The organism is Streptomyces sp. NPDC057702, assembly GCF_042799315.1.
Classification (GTDB): domain Bacteria; phylum Actinomycetota; class Actinomycetes; order Streptomycetales; family Streptomycetaceae; genus Streptomyces.
Map to the genome: position 1 here is coordinate 1 of NZ_JBHVJC010000017.1, position 17,664 is coordinate 17,664.

Annotated in this window: 16 protein-coding genes; 8 read left to right on the top strand and 8 right to left on the bottom strand. The window is 72.8% G+C overall.

From position 1 onward, the window contains the following. Positions 1–127 precede the first annotated feature (127 nt). Complete coding sequence (locus tag ACFVFR_RS14955) at positions 128–1,330, bottom strand: S1 family peptidase (RefSeq protein WP_383701392.1); 1,203 nt, start codon at positions 1,328–1,330, stop codon at positions 128–130. Between the two features lie 1,325 nt (positions 1,331–2,655). Here ACFVFR_RS14955 and ACFVFR_RS14960 point away from each other — a divergent pair. The 4 genes from ACFVFR_RS14960 (at position 2,656) to ACFVFR_RS14975 (ending at position 7,415) form a co-directional block, all read left to right on the top strand. Continuing rightward, positions 2,656–3,441: a TauD/TfdA dioxygenase family protein gene (locus ACFVFR_RS14960; protein WP_383701395.1), complete on the top strand. Its 786-nt coding sequence runs from the start codon at positions 2,656–2,658 to the stop codon at positions 3,439–3,441. A gap of 62 nt (positions 3,442–3,503) precedes the next feature. Continuing rightward, complete coding sequence (locus ACFVFR_RS14965) at positions 3,504–4,427, top strand: aromatic prenyltransferase (protein ID WP_383701398.1); 924 nt, start codon at positions 3,504–3,506, stop codon at positions 4,425–4,427. Positions 4,428–4,793: 366 nt separating this feature from the next. Continuing rightward, positions 4,794–5,339, top strand: coding sequence for a hypothetical protein (locus ACFVFR_RS14970; RefSeq protein ID WP_383701401.1), 546 nt, complete (start codon positions 4,794–4,796; stop codon positions 5,337–5,339). Between the two features lie 138 nt (positions 5,340–5,477). Then, the gene (locus ACFVFR_RS14975) at positions 5,478–7,415 is read left to right on the top strand and encodes a sugar-binding protein (protein WP_383701404.1); all 1,938 of its coding nucleotides are present in this window, start codon (positions 5,478–5,480) and stop codon (positions 7,413–7,415) included. 141 nt (positions 7,416–7,556) lie between these two features. Here the strand turns inward: ACFVFR_RS14975 and ACFVFR_RS14980 are convergent, their stop codons facing one another. After that, positions 7,557–8,522: a trypsin-like serine protease gene (locus ACFVFR_RS14980; RefSeq protein ID WP_383701407.1), complete on the bottom strand. Its 966-nt coding sequence runs from the start codon at positions 8,520–8,522 to the stop codon at positions 7,557–7,559. Between the two features lie 124 nt (positions 8,523–8,646). On the opposite strand from ACFVFR_RS14980, the gene ACFVFR_RS14985 reads away from it, so the two are divergent. Next, positions 8,647–9,636: a LysR family transcriptional regulator gene (locus tag ACFVFR_RS14985; RefSeq protein WP_383701410.1), complete on the top strand. Its 990-nt coding sequence runs from the start codon at positions 8,647–8,649 to the stop codon at positions 9,634–9,636. On the opposite strand, the gene ACFVFR_RS14990 is transcribed toward ACFVFR_RS14985, so the two are convergent. Beyond that, a complete protein-coding gene (locus ACFVFR_RS14990) occupies positions 9,558–10,685 on the bottom strand; it encodes a LysR family transcriptional regulator (RefSeq protein WP_383701413.1) in 1,128 nt (375 codons plus the stop codon). The two genes, ACFVFR_RS14985 and ACFVFR_RS14990, sit on opposite strands and share 79 nt — an antisense overlap. A 535-nt stretch (positions 10,686–11,220) precedes the next feature. On the opposite strand from ACFVFR_RS14990, the gene ACFVFR_RS14995 reads away from it, so the two are divergent. The 3 genes from ACFVFR_RS14995 (at position 11,221) to ACFVFR_RS15005 (ending at position 12,901) form a co-directional block, all read left to right on the top strand. Continuing rightward, on the top strand, positions 11,221–11,775 hold the full coding sequence (locus ACFVFR_RS14995; protein ID WP_383701416.1) for a glycoside hydrolase family 25 protein: 555 nt from the start codon (positions 11,221–11,223) through the stop codon (positions 11,773–11,775). Positions 11,776–11,947: 172 nt separating this feature from the next. After that, the gene (locus ACFVFR_RS15000) at positions 11,948–12,502 is read left to right on the top strand and encodes a hypothetical protein (RefSeq protein ID WP_383701419.1); all 555 of its coding nucleotides are present in this window, start codon (positions 11,948–11,950) and stop codon (positions 12,500–12,502) included. Between the two features lie 90 nt (positions 12,503–12,592). Next, positions 12,593–12,901 carry a hypothetical protein gene (locus tag ACFVFR_RS15005; protein WP_383701422.1) on the top strand — a complete coding sequence of 103 codons (309 nt, stop codon included), beginning with the start codon at positions 12,593–12,595 and terminating at the stop codon, positions 12,899–12,901. 122 nt (positions 12,902–13,023) lie between these two features. On the opposite strand, the gene ACFVFR_RS15010 is transcribed toward ACFVFR_RS15005, so the two are convergent. The 5 genes from ACFVFR_RS15010 to ACFVFR_RS15030 all read right to left on the bottom strand — a co-directional run bounded on the left by ACFVFR_RS15010 (position 13,024) and on the right by ACFVFR_RS15030 (position 17,414). After that, positions 13,024–13,236, bottom strand: coding sequence for an EF-hand domain-containing protein (locus tag ACFVFR_RS15010; RefSeq protein ID WP_383701425.1), 213 nt, complete (start codon positions 13,234–13,236; stop codon positions 13,024–13,026). 85 nt (positions 13,237–13,321) lie between these two features. Continuing rightward, positions 13,322–13,948: an N-acetylmuramoyl-L-alanine amidase gene (locus ACFVFR_RS15015; RefSeq protein ID WP_383701428.1), complete on the bottom strand. Its 627-nt coding sequence runs from the start codon at positions 13,946–13,948 to the stop codon at positions 13,322–13,324. 578 nt (positions 13,949–14,526) lie between these two features. After that, positions 14,527–15,030, bottom strand: coding sequence for an ATP-binding protein (locus ACFVFR_RS15020; RefSeq protein ID WP_383701432.1), 504 nt, complete (start codon positions 15,028–15,030; stop codon positions 14,527–14,529). A 270-nt stretch (positions 15,031–15,300) separates the two neighbouring features. Beyond that, on the bottom strand, positions 15,301–16,074 hold the full coding sequence (locus ACFVFR_RS15025; protein WP_383701435.1) for an enoyl-CoA hydratase/isomerase family protein: 774 nt from the start codon (positions 16,072–16,074) through the stop codon (positions 15,301–15,303). Positions 16,075–16,190: 116 nt separating this feature from the next. Next, entirely contained in the window at positions 16,191–17,414 is a 1,224-nt protein-coding gene (locus ACFVFR_RS15030) for an Ig-like domain-containing protein (RefSeq protein WP_383701695.1), read from the bottom strand. Positions 17,415–17,664: the final 250 nt, after the last annotated feature.

Here is a 17,664-nt window from a genome sequence, read left to right on the forward strand (position 1 = left end):
CCACACGTTCGCCTTCCCGGTGGGGGGGGCTGGTTTTTGTTTCTAACCCCCGGGGGGGCGGGGGCGGGGCGCCCCCGGGGGCCCCCCCCGGGGGGGGGGGGGCGGCCCGTGGCGGCCGAGCGGTGGCTCAGTTGGTGTTGAGCGTCAGGCCGTAGTACCTGAGAGTGTCGTCCAGCGGCTGGAAGTACGAGGAGCCCCTGGAGTTGACGCCGGAGCAGCGCTGGCCGACCGGGCCACCGGAGGTCATCCCCTGGGCCTGGTTGCCGGAGATGTAGGCGCCGCCGCTGTCACCGCCCTCGGTGCAGACGGTGGAGGACCCCAGGCCGGTGACGACCGTGTCGGGGCCACCGTTCTGGTCGGTGTAGGTGACGGTGTTGTTGTACGAGCTGACCTTTCCGCAGGTCCAGCCGGTGGTGGCGCCGGACTTGCAGAGCACGGCGCCGGAGGCCGCGCGGTTGCCGCCCTTGACGGCCACGGAGCCGGCCTGGCCCCATGTGCCGACGCTGGTCGTGATGGAGTGGCCGCTGCCCACGGCGGCGATGCCCATGTCGACACTGCGGGTGCCGACGGCGAAGCGGGTCTTGGTGCCCTTGGCGAAGGCGACGCCGTCGTAGCGCAGGGTGGGCAGCTTCTCGACGCAGTGGCCGGCGGTCACGAGGTACTGCTTGCCGGACTGGTCCCGGGCCCCGTATCCGACGGAGCACCAGCCGTTGGTGTCGTTGATCGTCATCTTGCTGCCGGGGGAGATAGCGGCCTGCGGCGCCAGGGCGGCCTGGTCCCGTACGACGGTCACGGCCGCGCCGTGCCGGGCGGCCCTGGCCAGGAACGCCCTGGCGGCGGCGCCCCGGTCGTCGTTGACCTTGATGGTGACCTGGTCGGAGGCCAGGTCCACGGACCAGGCGACCACGCCGGTCGGGGTGCGCTGGGTGGCGCTCGCGTCCAGTTCCGCCTTCACCCTCTCCAGGGCCGCCTGGCCACGGGCCGGCACTCTGGCGTCCAGGCCCGCCTGCTCGATCCTGGCGGCGCCGGCGGCGTCGTGGGCGTTGACCGTCAGGTCGCCGGCCGCGTCGAAGAAGGCGCCGTCGGTGGATATCCCGCGCTTCGCCAGGGCCGCGAGCTGGTTCTGCTGGGCCTGCTGCCGGTCCAGGCGGTCGGCCGCGGCGTCCGTGCTCACGCCGAGCGATGTCGCCAGCGCCCGCACCATCTCCGGCTGGTAGTGCGTGGGGGAGGTCGTCTCCCGGGCCTGGGCCGTCGTCTGGGTGCCCAGCACCGCGGACGCCGAAAGCAGAATGCCCGCCGCGGCGAGGCTGTATTTACGGGAATGACGCACAGCTGTTCCTTTCGGATGAACAGGCGGGAATGCGTGGGGGCGCTTTCTCCGGAATGCGCCCGTCGGGGCGCGGCCGGATGAATTCCCCTGCCTGGCGGGAGTGAGGGACTCACCGCGCTCCGAACTATGGACCGACGCGTCACAGCCCAACAAGGTTCACGGCGGGGGCAACATTTCACAGAACACCGGCGTTCATTGTTGAATCGGCTCCCGCTTCGCGCCGCCCCGTCCGGGATTTCTTCGGTGTCCGTCGGGCCTCGCCGCACCGCCCGGCGGAGTGCGGGCACGCGGCGCCGCGCGCATTTCGGCGCGCGCCCTTCCGGCCGCCACCCGCTGTCGGCCGCGAGGCGAATGCGGCCCGCGCCGACACGGGGCGGCCGGGTCACGCTCGGAGACCGCGCCGGTCGGGCCGGCGCCCCACCCGATCGGCACGGGCGCCGAGGGCACCTCCCGCGCCCCCGCGACCGGCGGTGCTCACCATGTGGACCCCAGTTCGTCCCGCCCGGCACCCCGTGCGCCCCGGTCCGCGCCCGTGAGTGACCGCGTCCGGGGTGAGGGGTCCCGACCAGGGCGGCGCCTCGCCGGCCGCGCCAGCCGCGCTGTGCGCGCGCCGCGCCGTACCGGCTCCGTGGCACGTCAGGCCGATCGCGCGCCGCCACCGGGGCCCGCCGAGCCGGGCTGCGGCGACTGCCGGCCGCCGCCCTCCCGGTTCCCGCTACAACTACCTCACACGGACCCGACATCTCGATATGTCAAGCCGGTGGCGATCAGTTCGATTGTGAAGCTTCGCGACCGAGTCGATTTGTCCATATGCGTCAGGCATCCGCGTGATAATCTGCTGAGGCGAACCACGTATTCCGGGCGTGTCGGGAATTCACACCGGGTACGTCACGGTATACGGGGCGCTGGGGAGGCGTCTGGTGCGTAGGGGTGTTGACGGACCGACGGCCGCCCAGGGTCGGGGGAAATACCTCTCCGGCGTGCGGCTCAACAATCAAAAATCCCTGCTCCCGGTTCAAGCGAAAGCGCTCACCGGCGAGGCCGAGGCGTCCGGAAGACGCGCTCGGGACCACCTCGACCAGCCATCCGGCGCCGGGCTCCAGACGGCGCGTGGATCGACCCTCGCCCCACTTCGCACGCATGGCAGGCGGCTGACGCCAGAACACGGAGTTGCCCTCGGCACCAGCACCCGGCGAGCCCGTTGAGCGCACCGTTCGGTGGCGGTCGGCGGACGCGTGTCCGCTCGGCAACCCCGTCACTCAAGCCGCCTCACACACATTCCGAACCCAAGCAGAAAAGGTGTTGATGTGACGCACAGCGGGGTCATGGACGAAGCAACCGAACTGCAACCGTTCGGGGTTGTCCTCACCAAGCACGAGAGCGGCGCGGACCTGCGATCCCTCCCGGTCGCGGAGCTCGACGAACTGACCCGCAAGCACCGGGTCGTCGTCCTGCGTGGACTGGAGATGCTCTCCAAGGAAGAGCTCGTCGAGTACTGCGGCGAGTGGGGAAAGATCCTGGAGTGGGACTTCGGCCCGGTGCTCGATCTCGAGATCCGGGACGATCCGCAGAACTACCTCTTCGCCAAGGGCGATGTCCCCTTCCACTGGGACGGCGCGTTCGCCAAGGCGGTGCCGCGGTTCTTCCTCTTCCAGTGCATCAAGGCACCGCAGGCCGGTGGCGGCGGCGAGACCGTCTTCTCCGACACCGCCCGGGTGCTGCGCGAGGCCAGCCCCGAGGACCTCGCGCTCTGGGAGAAGATGGACATCACCTACCGGACCGACAAGGTCGAGCACTACGGCGGTCTGGTCACCGCGCCGCTCCTCTCGGAGCACCCGGCCAGCGGCGAACGCACCATCCGCTACGCCGAGCCGCTGGACCCCGAGCGCTATCTGAACCCGCTCTTCCTCGACGTGGAGGGCGTTCCGTCCGAGCAGGGCCACAGCGCTCTGGAAGACCTCAGCCAGCGGCTGCACGACCCGAGTGTGTGCTATGCGCACGAATGGCGCGACAACGATATCGTGATCGTGGACAATCACGCACTCCTCCACGGCCGCAACGCGTTCCACGGCAATTCGACGCGTCACCTCCAGCGCATTCAGATTCTCTGAGCGACTGAGCCAGCACCAGCGCGTTCGCACCACTGCACATGCACGCGGAGGAACAAAGAACCATGATCGAAATCTTTGACGACGTCTCGTACGAACCCGCGCGGTTCTATACGGACCTGCAGGCCCTGGCTCGGTCGCGGTCCACCCCGTTCGACGGCACCCTGGTGCGCAAGAGTCTCGATGTGTTCGCGAAGGAAATCGACCGTTCCGTCGTCCAGACGAAGACCACGACCAAGCCGGGAGACGGGCTCTACTACCGTTTCTTCTACAAGTGGGAAAACGATCTGGCCGACATCGCACGGCGAAACGACCTGCTGCGACACGGCACCGAGCCGATCGACCGGCTGCAACGCGAGGCGCTCGACAAGTTCAGCGACGCGACCCAGGCGGGACTGGATTTCGAGACGGGCCGCGGCCTGTCGAAGGTGTGGACGTTCACCGGGGTGCGACCGGTGGAGGATCTTTTCGCGCTCTCCGCGATACCCGACTCGGTGCCCGCACACGCCGAGTTCTTCGCCCGACACGGGCTGCGCAGGGTGTTCTTCGTCGCCTCCGACTTTCACGGCCAGACGATGAACGTGTACCCCGTCATCGAGCCCGAGTGCCGGAACGAGGAATGGCTGCGCGGGCTCGTGAACGAGACCAGCGGGCCGCTGGAGAACGCGCCGGACTACGGCAGGATGATGGCTTCCCTGGCGAAGACCGGGTGCCTGGGAATGACGTTCAGTTGGGACAGCCCCGATCTCCACCGCTGGGCGCTGTACAGCCTGAACGTTCCGAGCGAAGGCCGTTCCGACCTCCTGCCGGAACTGCCCCGACAGCTCGCCGAGTTCGAGGACCGGGCGCCGACGCTCAACGCGCGGCCGCAGGCGAACATCGCCTGGTCCTTTGGCAGGGCGGGCTTTTACACCAAGCTGGAAAAGAGCTACGCGAAGGACGCGAACTACTTCCTGACCACCGAGATGGGCTGCGACCTCAGTCGCTGACCCCTCGGGTCTCGGGCGCCAGGCGCGCCTTCGCGTGCCGAGCCGCGAACGGGCCGTTCCCCTCAGCCGGACGGGAACGGCCCCTCGCCGTCCGTGGACGGCCCGCGCGAGGCCCGGCGACCCCCGCCGGCGCGCGCCACCCGGGGGCGACCAGGGCGCGGAGCGGCGCCGCCCACGCGCCTGTGCGATCGCGAACTCCCCGCGTATGTCGTGCCGTTGCCGATGAGCCCGGCACGCGGGGCCCGTATGCTCGATCGTGGCCGCCAGCCGGGCGGCCCCTCCCGTCACCCACGGATGCTGGCAGCACGGCGGATCGTCGATGGCGTCCTGCCGCGGTACGCCCCGAGAGATCCCATCGGAGGGCCCATGACGAGCAGCGGTACGTCCTCGCACGCCTTCGGAGCCCCGGGTCCCGGCGGCGCCGTCACCACCGCGGACCGGGCCTGGCTCGCGCTCGCCTGCCGGCTGGCGCGGGAGTGCCCGCCCTCGGCGACGGCGTTGAGCGTCGGCGTGGTGATCGTCGCCGCCGACGGCACGGAGCTGGCGCGCGGTCACTCCCGGGAGCGCGACCCGCGCGACCACGCGGAGGAGAGCGCGCTCGGCAAGCTCGCGGTCGACGACCCCCGGCTGGCGACGGCCACGGTCTACGCCTCCCTTGCGCCCTGTTCGCGACGGAGATCCCGGCTCCGGTCGTGTACGCGGCTCCTCGCCGAGGCGGGCGTGAGCCGCGTGGTCACCGCCCGACTCGACCCCGCGCCGCCCGGGGCGCCGCCCCACGAAGCCGGGCAGTTGGCGGTGGGCATGACGGTCCTGGTGCTGCCCGAGTACGCGCCGGCCGCCCTGGCCCCCAACGCGCACCTGCGGGGCCCGGCCGACCGCCCCACCCGCCCGGGCGACCACGACACTCCCTGAGCCGACCCCGCTCCCCCGACCGCCTCGCCCTCGGTCGCCTCGCCCCCGGCGACCCCACCGCTGCGACGGCGTTCGGACGGCACCCGTCGCTGGGCAGAGATGGAGCGTCGTGCCGTGCCGTGTGAAGGAGTTGACTCCGTGCCATCTGACACAGACGCCCCCCAGCCGCGTCGGGCGCCGACGGCGGCGGGGCCCGGGGCCGCCCGCCCCGGGCGACGCCCCGGTCCTCCGCGCCGTACCCGGCGTCCGCGCACCGCGCGTGGCGCGCTGGCCCTGACCGCGCTGGGTCTGCTCGCGACCTGTGCCCTCGGCGCCGCCCCGGCCACCGCCGCGAGCCCCGTGGGGGTGGTCCAGACCGGTGCGGGTCCGGCCGCCCCGTCCGCCGGCGGGCGGGCCCACACCGACGTGCTGTTCGTCGGGGCGCACCCGGACGACGAGTTCGCGTCGCTGTCCACCTTCGGGCAGTGGCGCGAACGGGACGGGCTGACCACCGGCGTCGTCACGATCACGCGGGGCGAGGGCGGCGGTAACGCGACGGGGCCGCAGGAAGGTGCCCCGCTCGGGCTGATCCGCGAGCGCGAGGAACGCGCGGCGGTGCGCCACGCGGGCCTCCGCGACGTCTACTACCTGGACAAGCCCGACTTCTGGTACACGCTGTCGGCGCCGCTCACCGCCCGGATCTGGGACGGTCCGCCGCGCGCCGCGGACACGCTGGAGCGACTCGTACGGCTGATCCGCGCCACCACCCCACAGACCGTGGTGACCATGGACCCGCGCCCCTTCGACCAACACGGCGCCCACCAGCTCGCCGGCCGGCTGGCCGTCGAGGCGTTCCAGAAGGCCGGCGACCCGGCCGCGTTCCCGCACCAGATCTCCCGGGAGGGATACCGCCCCTGGCGGCCGTCGCGACTGCTCGCGCAGAACTGGCGCGTGTCGGGCCCCGCCGGTGCGGGCTGCGAGGATGCGCAGGTGCGGGACCCGGCGACGGGGCTGCCGCAGCAGGGGGTGTGGGAGGGCGCGCGGTCCGCCCGGCACCGCACCACCTGGGCGCAGCGGGAGCGGACGGCCGCGCGGGAGTACCGCACGCAGGGCTTCGGCGCGCTGCCCGAGAAGATCACCACGCCGCGCGCGAAGCTGGGCTGCGACTGGTTCTCGGTCCTGGCCGAGGACGGCGAGCCGGTGCGCGCGCCGGTGCGCCCGCAGCGGGACCCGCGTCCGGTGTTCGCCGAGTTCGGTACGTGGGCCGCGCGGGTGGGCATGCCGTGGCTGGCCAACGCGGCGCAGCCGGACTACCCCGCCGCGCCGGCCACCACGGTCCCGGCCACGGCCACCGCGCCGACCCTCGACGGGGTCGTGGCGCCCGGCGAGTACGGCGGCGAGGAGCTGCGGCTCGGGCACTGGCAGGGCGAGCGGTGCTCGGCCGCGGACTGCGCGGCGACGGCGCGGTTCGTCCGGCACGGGGACGACCTGTACGCGGCGGTGCGGGTGAGCGACGACGTGCGGGGGGCCGCGTTGGAGGCGGGTGACTGCAAGCGGCACTGGCGTACCGACGCGGTGGAGATCGCTCTGGACCCCCGGGGGGCCGCCGACGACACCGCGAGCACCTTCAAGGCCGCCGTGCTGCCCTTCACCGCCGACGGTGGCGCGTGCGCGGCCCGGGACGCCGACCACCACCAGGGCCCGGCCGCGCGGACGGCCCCTGGCATGGCGTGGGCGGCCGGTGTGAGCGAGGGGCCGTACACGGGCTACACCGTCGAGGTGCGGATTCCGCTGGGGCTGTTGCCCGCGCCGCTCGACCCGGCGGCCCTGACGGCCAACGTCCTGGTCTACGACTCCGACACGGCCGACCGGACCGGTCAGAGCCGGCTGGCCTGGTCGACGTACGGCAGCGCGCAGGCCGATCCGTACGTGTGGGGCGCGGCGCGGTTGGCGGGGTACGCGCCGCCCGTCGGGCGCCCGCCGGGTGAGCCGGTGATCCCGCTGGAGGCCGCGCGCAGCCGCGACTCGCTGCCCTCGCTCCGCCAGGCCCTGCGCACCGGCGTCCCGCTCGCCGGGGGCCCGCGCGCGCCACGCTAGGCCCTCGGAACGGGCGCGTGGCGGCGGCCGGGCGCGGTCGCGGGGATGGCTTCCCGCTCCGTGCCCGGCCGCCCCTTCGCTGGGGCCGGTGGGCCGTGTGGGGCCCGACCCACCGGCCGGTTCAGGTCAGCGCCCGCGCGCTCAGCACTCGCCTACCCGCTGCCAGGCCCAACCCTGGCCGGGGGCCTCGCCGTAGCTCCACTGCTGGCTCTGCCAGACGTAGCCCTCGTGCGAGACGGTGGAGCCCGGCGGGTAGTACTCGGCCGGGCTCCAGGCCGCCGCCGAGCAGCCGGGACCGGGGCCCGGGCCGGGGCCCTGCCCACCGGTGGTCTGGTCGATCCACGAACGGTGCGCGGTGACGTCGGTGTAGATGGTGGCGTCACCGGTGCCGCAGACCTGGGAGCGCTGGCCGGCGCGGCTGGTCGCGCCCACCAGTTGCCACGTGGCGCCGTTCTTGACCAGTGCGGGTCCGCCCGAGTCGCCGTAGCAGGCGGTCTGGGTGCGCGAGCCGTAGACACACAGCTCGTTGGCCCCGTTGAACGATTCGGCACACATCCGGTCGGGGTTGATCCGGGTGTCGAGCTGCTTGAGCAGACGCGGCGCCTGGCCGCACTGCGGGGAGCCGCACTCCTGGCCCCAGCCGAGCAGGCGCGTGCTGGCGCCCTCGCCCGGCGAGGAGTCGGCGACGGCGACCGGCGTGTTGGTGACCGGCTGGTCCAGACGGAGCAGGGCTATGTCGTAGTTGCCGGGCAGGCCACGGTAGTTGGGGTGGCTCACGGCCTGCGCGACCCGGGCGACGGTGCCGCCGCCGGTGTGGTCACGGGAGCCGATCCGCACGGACAGGCCGGCGGACTGGTTCTCGACGCAGTGCGCGGCGGTGACCATCCACTGGCTGCTGATCAGCGAGGCGCCGCAGCCGTGCCGGCCCTGGACCTGGAGCGATCCCATGAACGCGTACGTCTCGGTGGCCTGCCCGCCGCCGACGATCCTGGTGCCGGGCGGTGGGGTGGGTTCGGGAGAAACGGCGTGCGCGCCGGGTGCGGCCAGCACCGCCGCGGCGATCAGCACGGGTGCCGCGACAGCGCGCAGCAGAGTACGGATGAACATAGTGAGGGTTTCCTCCAAAGCGGGGGGAACTGTCCCATCGGGCCGGGAGAGGGCCCGGCCGTGGCGTCACTATGTGCGGACCATGAACTTCCGTAACAATCCCAACGTTGCATAGAGTCCGCCTATGGAGCTGGAGTTCCGGCACTTGCGCGTGGTGCGGGCCATCGCGGACCACGGAACGCTCACCGCGGCGGCGGCCGAACTGGGCATGACCCAGCCCTCGGTAACCGAGGCCCTGCGGCGCGCGGAGCGGATCGCCGGCGCCCCCCTGTTCCGGCGCGACGCGCACGGCGCGGTACCGACCCCGCTCGGTGAGCTGCTGGCCGCGCACGCCCGTACGGTGCTCACCGCGATGGACCGGCTGTCCGCCGCCACCGCCCGGCACCAGACGGGCACCCTGCCGCCGGCGGTGCGCTTCGGGTGCACTCCGGGGTTGCTGGTGGCGCACCTGACGGTGCTGGTGCCGCAGGTGTGGGGCGCGGGTGCCGAGGTGCGGACGGGCACCGATCCGGCGGCCCAGCTCGCGCTGCTCGCCGACCGTCGTGTCGAGGCGGCTCTGATCGCGGGCAATCCGGGCCCGCCGCTGCCGACGGGGGCGGGCATCGAGTGTGCCGTGGTGTCCGTGGAGCCGCTGTTCGTCGCGGTCTCCAGCGGTCACCCGTTGGCCGGCGAGCCCGAGATCGAGTTGGCCGCGCTGGCCGAGGAGACCTGGTGCGTGGCCGACGGGCCGCGCAGCGAGGGGGTGCGCCACCTGGACCGGTGCTGTCGGGAGGCCGGGTTCACCCCGCGTATCCGACAGGCCGACTACACCTCCGCGTTCCAGCTCGCCGAGCTGGCGCAGGCGGTGTTGCCGATGATGCCGGGCAACCGGCCGCGCACCGGGCTGACCCTGGTGCCGCTGCGCGGCTCTCCGTTGCGGCAGCGCACGAGCCTGTTCTGGCACGCCGACGGCCCGCTGCGCGGATCGGCGGTGGCGGGGCTGTGGCGGGAACTGGTGCGGGCGCAGCACGAGATCGTGGAGCACACGCCGGTGTATCAGGCGTGGCTGGAGCGCCATCCGGGCTGGGGGACCACGCCGCCACGGATGGTGGCGGAGTACGTCCCGGGCGCGTAGGGGGCGGGGCGGCCGTGGGTGGGGGCCGGGGCCCGTTCGCGGCTCGCGGTCCGGTGCGCGTCGGCGGGGGCCGGGGCGGCCTCGGCGCTGCCGAGCCAACCGGCGTTCCGTTCCCACCAGCCCGGCACGCGCCCGAGCGGTTCGACCATGGAGCGGTACGCGGCGACCAGGCCGTCCCGGATGCGGCCGGCCCCCTCCGCGTCGATCGGGCCGTCGCGCACCCACAGCAGGACGTGGCGCACGCGCACGGGCGTGCCGCGCACCGGGAGCACCGTGCCCGTCATCGGCAGGCCGGTGTCGAGCGCCTGCACGGGGGCGGCGACGGGATCGCCACGGCGCATCAACTGGCTGACCACCAGCGGCGCGTACGCCCGGAGGGTGATGGGCCCGATGCCGGCCAGGTCGCACTGGGTGGCCAGGTGGCGGTCGAACTCGTCGTCACCGTTGACCGCCAGCAGCCAGGAGCAACCCGCGAGTTCGGCCAGGTCCACCTCGGCGCGCCCCGCCAACGGATGATCCGTCGCGACCATGACAAACGTGGGTTCGGAGCCGACGACCGTGCGCTCGACGCCCGGCGGCAGAGCCGGTTCCTGGCCGGGGAAGTCCACGTGCAGGGCCAGGTCCACGGTGCCGTCGGCGAGCGCGGCCAGCGCCGTGGCCTGCCGGTCCACCACCACCAGGTCCACCACGTCCTGTGGACACACCTCGTCGACGACGTCCCCCAGGCGCGCGGCCAGCGGCGTCTGGCGCACGGCCAGCCGCAGCGTGCGCGAACCGGAGCGGTCCCGGAAGTGGCGTACGGCGCGGTGCAGTTCCTCCAGCGCGCCCAGGACCTCGCGCACGTGAGGCAGCAGGACGTCGCCGAGCGGGGTGGGGCGCGCGCCGTGCCGGCCACGGTCGAAGAGGGTGCCGCCGATGACGCGCTCGATCCGCCGCACCTGGGCCGTCAGCGCCGGCTGTGACACGCCCAGGCTCGCCGCCGCCTTGGTGACGCTGCCCGCCACGTCGACGGCCTCGACAAACCGCAGGTGCCGCACCTCCAGGTCCATTCGGCCGAGTATGGCCGACCGGATGGGCGAAGCACAGACTCTGGACGCCCCCCGTCCCCACCCCCGCCGGGCGCCGGCCACCCGCGCGCCACCGCCCCGAGGCCGCGCGGGCCGACGGAGCCACGTAACGGTCGGCGCCACGTCCCGGCCGGTATCACCTCCCGGTCGGTAGCCGAGGTGGCGGGGTGGCGGGCTGGCCCGGGCGGCGGGGTGACCGAGGCGGCGGGGCGGCGGTGATCCCGGCGCCCGCGCCGCCACCCGGCCGTGCGCTTCCCGCCGCTGGCGGACGAAGCGGCCCGCTACGCGCCCCCGTTGGCCCGGTCGCGCGGGAGCCGCCGGGTCGTACACGGGCGCGAACCGGCGGACCGGGCGCGCCACACCTCCCCCTCACCGCCCGTTCGCTGACCCCACACGCCGGATGGCCATCCCCCATTGGAGACCAGTTACCGGTTCCCCACCATCAGTTACCGGGAAGAGGAAAGAACAAGCCACCCCCCACCTCCCCCCACCATCCGCTGATCCGAGAGGCGGCACGATGCTGCGCGGAATCGATGTCAGCTCACACCAGTCGAGCGATTTCAGCACCGAGGGACTGTCCTTCGTCTTCGTCAAGGCGACCGAGGGCCGGTCGTACATCAACCCCAAGCAGTCGGCGCAGGCGAGCCGGGCCCGCACCGCCGGCTGTGTGGTCGGCTTCTACCACTTCCTGTGGCCCGGCAACCTGACCGACCAGGCCGCGTACTTCGTCGAGAAGTGCGCGTCCAAGAAGGGCGACCTGCTCGCCGTCGACTGGGAGAACACCAGCCAGGGCACCCGTGCCAGCAACGCCGAGAAGGACCGGTTCATCCGCGAGGTCAAGCGGCTGCGCCCGGACCACCGCGTGCTGCTCTACTGCAACCGCACGTTCTGGCTCAACCACGACACCACGTCGTACGCCGGCGACGGCCTGTGGATAGCGGACTACGTGTCGGCAGGGAAGCCGCGCGTCAAGGCGAAGTGGCGCATCCACCAGTACACCGACCGCCCGGTGGACACGAACGTGGCCGACTTCGCGGACCGCGAGGCCCTGCGCGACTGGGCCGCCGCGTAGCCCGCCCCGTTTGGATCAGCGCGCGGTCCGGAGGAGGATACCCGCGACGCGGGGTCCGGCCGGGCCGGGAGGCGTGACCTCCCCCGGCGGGTGGCGATGCCACGCCGCCGCTCGCGCCGGTCGACGGCGGCGCCTGGCCGCCGTGACCCCACCCGCGCGAAGGGCCGAGGCGATGACGTTGCGTTCCGATGTGGCCGAGCTGCTCGCGGCGGCCGGCATCCTCGACGTGGACGTCGACGACGCCGTGGCGGACGAGCACGTGCGATCGGCCGCGTACCGACGTGTCGTCCTGGCGACCGCTGCCAGGCGCAGCCGCGACCGGGACCGGGCGGTCGTGGCCACGATCCTGCGCGACCCCATCGACCTGGTGTCCAAGTCGGCGGTGGTCGCCCTCGTGGACGAGATCGCGCGGAAGGCGACCGGTCCCGCCGGGTTCCGACGGTGGTCGGCCGCGCTCCTGCCGGAGGTCGACCGGCTCGGGGGCGAGGGGAACCGCGCGTTCGTCCGCCGCCGCGTCCACGACTGGCTGTTCGTCCTGTCCGTCGAGGCCGGCCACCCGCCGACACCCGCCGAGCTGGCCCGGGTCACGGACTGGGCGCAACACCTCCTCGCCCGGGAGTCGACGTCACCGGCGGTACTCGCCCTGCTCGCCGGGTCGGGCAGCACGAGGAAGATCCGGAACATCGCGCACCACCGCGCCGCGCGCCGCGCGCCCGAAGCGCGGTGATCCCGGCGGGGCCGGACCGCGCCCGCGCGTCCGGCGGGGGTGAACGTGCGGGTCACGGGCGTTGTCAGAGGGAGCGCTTAGGCTCCCGGCATGAGTTACGCAGATGTGCGCGAGCTCCAGAGCGCGCTCACCACGGCCTCCGACATCGCCTTCTCGCTGGAGTCGGAGCCGTCCACTCTGGAGACCAGTCAGCTCACGGACGCCCTGCGGCGGGCGCTGGCGGCGGCCGGCGCCCTGGGCGCCGGGCACGGCGGCACCGGCTGCGCGGAGCACCCGCGCGGTGCCGTCGACCCGCTGCACGGAGACAAGGACGACCCGCTGCCACCCGGCTGGGGCCGCTGCCTGCTGTGCAACGACCGGCGCCGGCGGGCCAGCGCCCAGCGTCGGGGCGGGCGCTGAGCCGCCCGTCCCGGCCGCCGGGCGCCCGCCGCCGCCCGGCCGGGGGCCGGCGACGCCGAAGCCCCCGGGAGCGGCGCGCGGGGCGCCGGACCACGGGGGCCTCGGGTCGTGTGACAGCGTCGTCAGCGGTTCTGGATCGCCCAGAACTCGTCGAAGGACAGCTTGCCGTCCTGGTTGCTGTCGGCCGACTTGATGATGGCCTCCGCGACGGGCTCCGTCACGAACGGGTCCCCGAGCTGGGCCATCACGCTCTTGTACTCGGACGCGGAGATGTATCCGTCCTTGTCCAGGTCGTATCGCTCAAACGCCGTGCGCGCCGACTCAATGTCCGCCACCGGGGCCGCCCCTTCTGCTGTGCTCGCTTATGTCCAGCACACACTAGCGACCCCGTGCCACGGCACCACAGCCAGCCGGCCCGCCTCAGCGCCGGCTGGCCGCCTTCACCAGTCGGAGGTAGCGCGGCCAGTCCCAGTGCGGACCCGGGTCGGTGTGGGTGGCGCCGGGCACCTCGTTGTGCCCGATGATGTGCTGGCGGTCCACCGGCAGCCCGTAACGGTCGCACAGCGAGGCGGTCAACGCGGCCGAGGAGCGGTAGAGCGCGTCGGTGAAGTACTCGGGCTCGTCCACCCAACCCTCGTGCTCGATGCCGACGCTGCGCGTGTTGTAGTTCCAGTTCCCCGCGTGCCAGCCGATGTCCCTCTCCCGCACACACTGCGCGAGCAGGCCGTCCACCGAGCGCACCACGTAGTGCGCCGAGACCTGCTTCGCCGGGTTCTGGAAGATGTCGATGGTGTCCTTGAACGTCTCCTGCGTCACGTGGATGACGACGAAGTCGATCGGGTACGCGCCGGGGCGGCTGGAGGCCGTGAAGTTCTCGTCGCTCGCGGGGGCCCAGCGGGCGCCCGGGTAGTCGACGTCGCCGGCCTGCCATTCCGGTCTGGCCGCGGCCAGTGGCGCGGCGGCGCTCGCCAGCCCGATGGCGGTGGCGCCGAGCAGGGCGCCGCGCAGCAGGTTGCGGCGGGAGGCGTGGGGGGCGTGGTCTTCCATGGGAGTCTCCCGAGTCCGTGGATCGGTGGGGCACCGTCGGCCCGGGTTCGGCCGCCGGAAGGTGCGCCGCGCGCCCCGGAGAGCAGGACGCGTCGGGGCGAGGTGGGGTTCAGCGAGAGGCAGGGACATGACACGTACACACATCGTGAACCGCCGGGGGGAAGCTGCCAAGACGACCGGCCGCACAGGCGGCGTACGGCCGGCGAAGAAAGTTCCCGACACCCTGTCCAGACCCTTGAAAGCAATCGGCAGGTGCATGTATTCCTTACATATTTTTGACATTCACCCGCTGCTTACAAGGCACGTGGCACAGTTCACCTTAATTTGACATCTAAATTGTCGCTTTTGATGGCCTAAGCGACTCATGCCCCTTTGAAAGCCTCGCACCCTGTCTGCGATAGTCGGTTCAGCGACCCCCACTGACCCGGGCCAGGTCGTCGAGCAACGCCACGGCCACACCCCCTCGCGCCGTGGTGACAGCGGTACGAAGAGGCCCCTGCCCGTCCCACGACGCGGCGGGGGCCTCTTCGCGTGCGCCCCGCCACCCCGCGCCCGCCGCCCCCGCGCGCCCCGGGGCCTCAGCGCTCGCTCACACGCATCTCGAACCAGGTCGTCTTGCCGTACGGGAGCAGGTCCACGCCCCAGCGGTCGGAGAGCTTGTCCACGAGGAAGAGTCCGCGCCCGCTCACGTCCAGCTCGTGCACCGGCATCAGACACGGCAGCCCGCGGGAGGGGTCGCGCACCTCGATCCTGATCCAGCCGCGCCGGCGCAGCATGCGCAGCCCGAAGGCGCGGGCGCCGGTGTGCCGCACGGCGTTGCCGACCAGCTCGGAGACGAGCAGCACCACGTGCTCGGCGATCTGCGGACCAAGGCCCCACTGGCGCAGCACGACGGACTGGGCCAGCCGGCGCGCGACGGCGGCCGACTCGGGGCGCGAGAACAGGCGCACCTCTTCCGCGGCGGGATTCCCGTAGAGGTCGAGCGCCTTCGTGGCGAGCTCATCGTCAATGGTCGACGCCCAGCGCGCGGGAGCGGGTTCGGCTTCCCGGCGCGACTGGTCCATTCCCTCCAAGCCCGCCATGCCCCCATCATGGCCGCCGAGCGAGCCCCCCGGGGCGGAACCGTGGGATTCGGCGCGCCCGTACGCAACGCCACACATCTCCGCCACGACATATGCCAAAGGCACGTACAGCCGTTCGATCCTCCGCTTGACCTGCCATAACGCCATGCGTGTGAGCGACTACACTCCGTGCCCTCGGGTGGGGCGTGAGATGTCAGCCCGCGCCCACAATTCGCCCACACGAGGCACGGGGCCCACCGGCGGCGGGCCCCGTGGACAACTCGCGCCGGGTCAGCGGAACTTCGCCTTGCCCGGGCCCTCCGCCACGAAGCTCCGCATCCCGATCTCCCGGTCCTCGGTCGCGAACAGGCCGGCGAACCAGCCGCGCTCGATGGTCAGGCCGGTGTCGATGTCGGTCTCCAGGCCCGCGTCCACCGACTCCTTGGCCGCGCGCAGCGCGATCGCCGGCCCCCGGGCGAGCCGCGCGGCCCACGCGTGCGCCTGCGCGTAGACCTCGTCGGCGGGCACGACCCGGTCGACCAGGCCCAGGGCGAGCGCCTCGTCGGCCTTCACCATCCGGCCGGTGAAGATCAGGTCCTTGGCCTTGGACGGGCCGATCAGTCGGGGCAGGCGCTGGGTGCCGCCGGCGCCTGGAATCACGCCGAGCAGGATCTCGGGCTGGCCCAACGTGGCGTTGTCGGCGGCGATCCGGTAGTCGGCACACAGCGCGAGCTCGCAGCCGCCGCCGAGCGCGTACCCGGTCACGGCGGCCACCACGGGCTTGGGGATGCGGGCCACGGCCGTGAACGCGGCCTGCAGGGCGCCGGCCCGCGCGACCATCGCCGCGTGGTCCATCACCTGCATCTCCTTGATGTCCGCGCCCGCGGCGAACACCTTCTCGCCGCCCCACAGGACGACGGCGCGCACGTCCTCGCGGCTCGACACCTCGTCGGCCAGCTCGCGCAGCCGGTCCTGCAGGGCGACGTCCAGGGCGTTCATCGGCGGGCGGTCCAGGCGGATGACGCCGACGCCGTCGGCGACCTCAAGGTGCACAGTCTCAGTCATGAGCGCAGGTTAGCGCCCGCTAACACCGGGCCGGGAGGTCGCCCGCCCCCGTACGGCCGGGGCACCGCCAAGAGCCCCGCGACCGGGCACGGGGCCGGTCGCGGGGCCGGGGTGGCTCACTGCTGGGCGGTCCACTCCGACCAGGGCATGTTCCAGCCGTTGAAGCCGTTGTCGGGCTTGATCGTCTCGTCGTCCGAGTTCTTGACGATCACCACGTCGCCGACCTGCGAGTTGTTGAAGAACCAGGCGCCCGGTGTCGAGCTGTCGCCGCCGCCGCGCTGGTCGAAGAGGCCGATGCAGCCGTGGCTGGCGTTGACCGCGCCGAAGGTCGGCTGGCCGGACCAGTAGTTGCCGTGGATGAAGGTGCCCGAGGTCGACAGGCGCATCGCGTGCGGCACGTCCTTGATGTCGTACTCGCCGCCGAAGCCCACCGTCTCGCCGTTCATCCGGGTCACGGTGTGCTTCTCGCTGACCACCATCGTGCCGTTGTACGTCTCGGTGCCCGGCGCTCCCGCGGTGATCGGAAGGGTCTTGATGACCTTGCCGTCCCGCTCGACCGTCATCTTCTTGGTCTTCGCGTCCACGACGCTGACCTGGCTGCGCCCCACGGTGAAGCGCACCGTCTTGGACTGCGTGCCGTAGACCCCGGGGACGCCCTCGACGCCGTCCAGGCGCAGGTTGAGCGTCACCTTGGTGCCCGCGGCCCAGTACTTCTCGGGGCGGAAGTCCAGGCGCTGGTTGCCGAACCAGTGGCCCTCGACGGGCACGGCCGGGCTCGCGGTGACGCTGACCGCGCGCTCCACGGCGGCGCGGTGGGTGATCGCGCGGCTGAAGTTGAGGGAGATCGGCATGCCGACGCCGACCGTGTCCCCGTTCTCGGGCGTGAAGTGGCCGATGAAGGTGTCCTTGGGGACCAGCGTGGTGAAGGACGCGTGCTTGGCGGACTCGCGGCCGTCCTCGTCCTTGGCCACGGCGTCCACCGTGTACTTGGTGGAGGCGCCCAGGTGTCCGGTCGGCTGCCAACTCGCGCCGTTGTCAGCGATCTTGCCCGCGACAACGTTGCCCTTGCTGTCCGCGACCTTGACCGAACTGAGCTTGCCCTTGTCGGCGGTGACCTTGAGCGCGCCGCTCGTCCCGACGTCGGCCGCCCCGTCGCGGGGCGCGATGGAGACCACCGCCTGTGACGCCTTGTTGTCGCTCGCCCGGTCCGTGCCCTTGTCGCCGTCCTTGCCGCCCGAGTCGCCGCCACCACACGCGGACACCAGCAGCACCGTCGTCCCGAGCAGTAGCGCGAGCAGCCCTCGGCGCCCTCGGGCACCGGCTATCCCCTGCGCTTTCACCACGGTCGTCTCCCCTTCGAACGGCCGCGCCCGCGGCTCCCCCGTCGCGCCGAACACCTGCGCGCATGGCGATAGATAACCACAACGTACGGAAAGTGGACGGCCCCCGAATGTCACCGTTCCGTTCCAAGTCAGACGCGGAACGCGCGTTCCCCCGCGGGCCCGGTGAGCTGGCCACTCACCGCGCGCGGAGGGCCTGCGGGGCGCCCCGGCCCGTGGGCGCGGGGGCTCGTCCGGGCGGGCCGGCGCG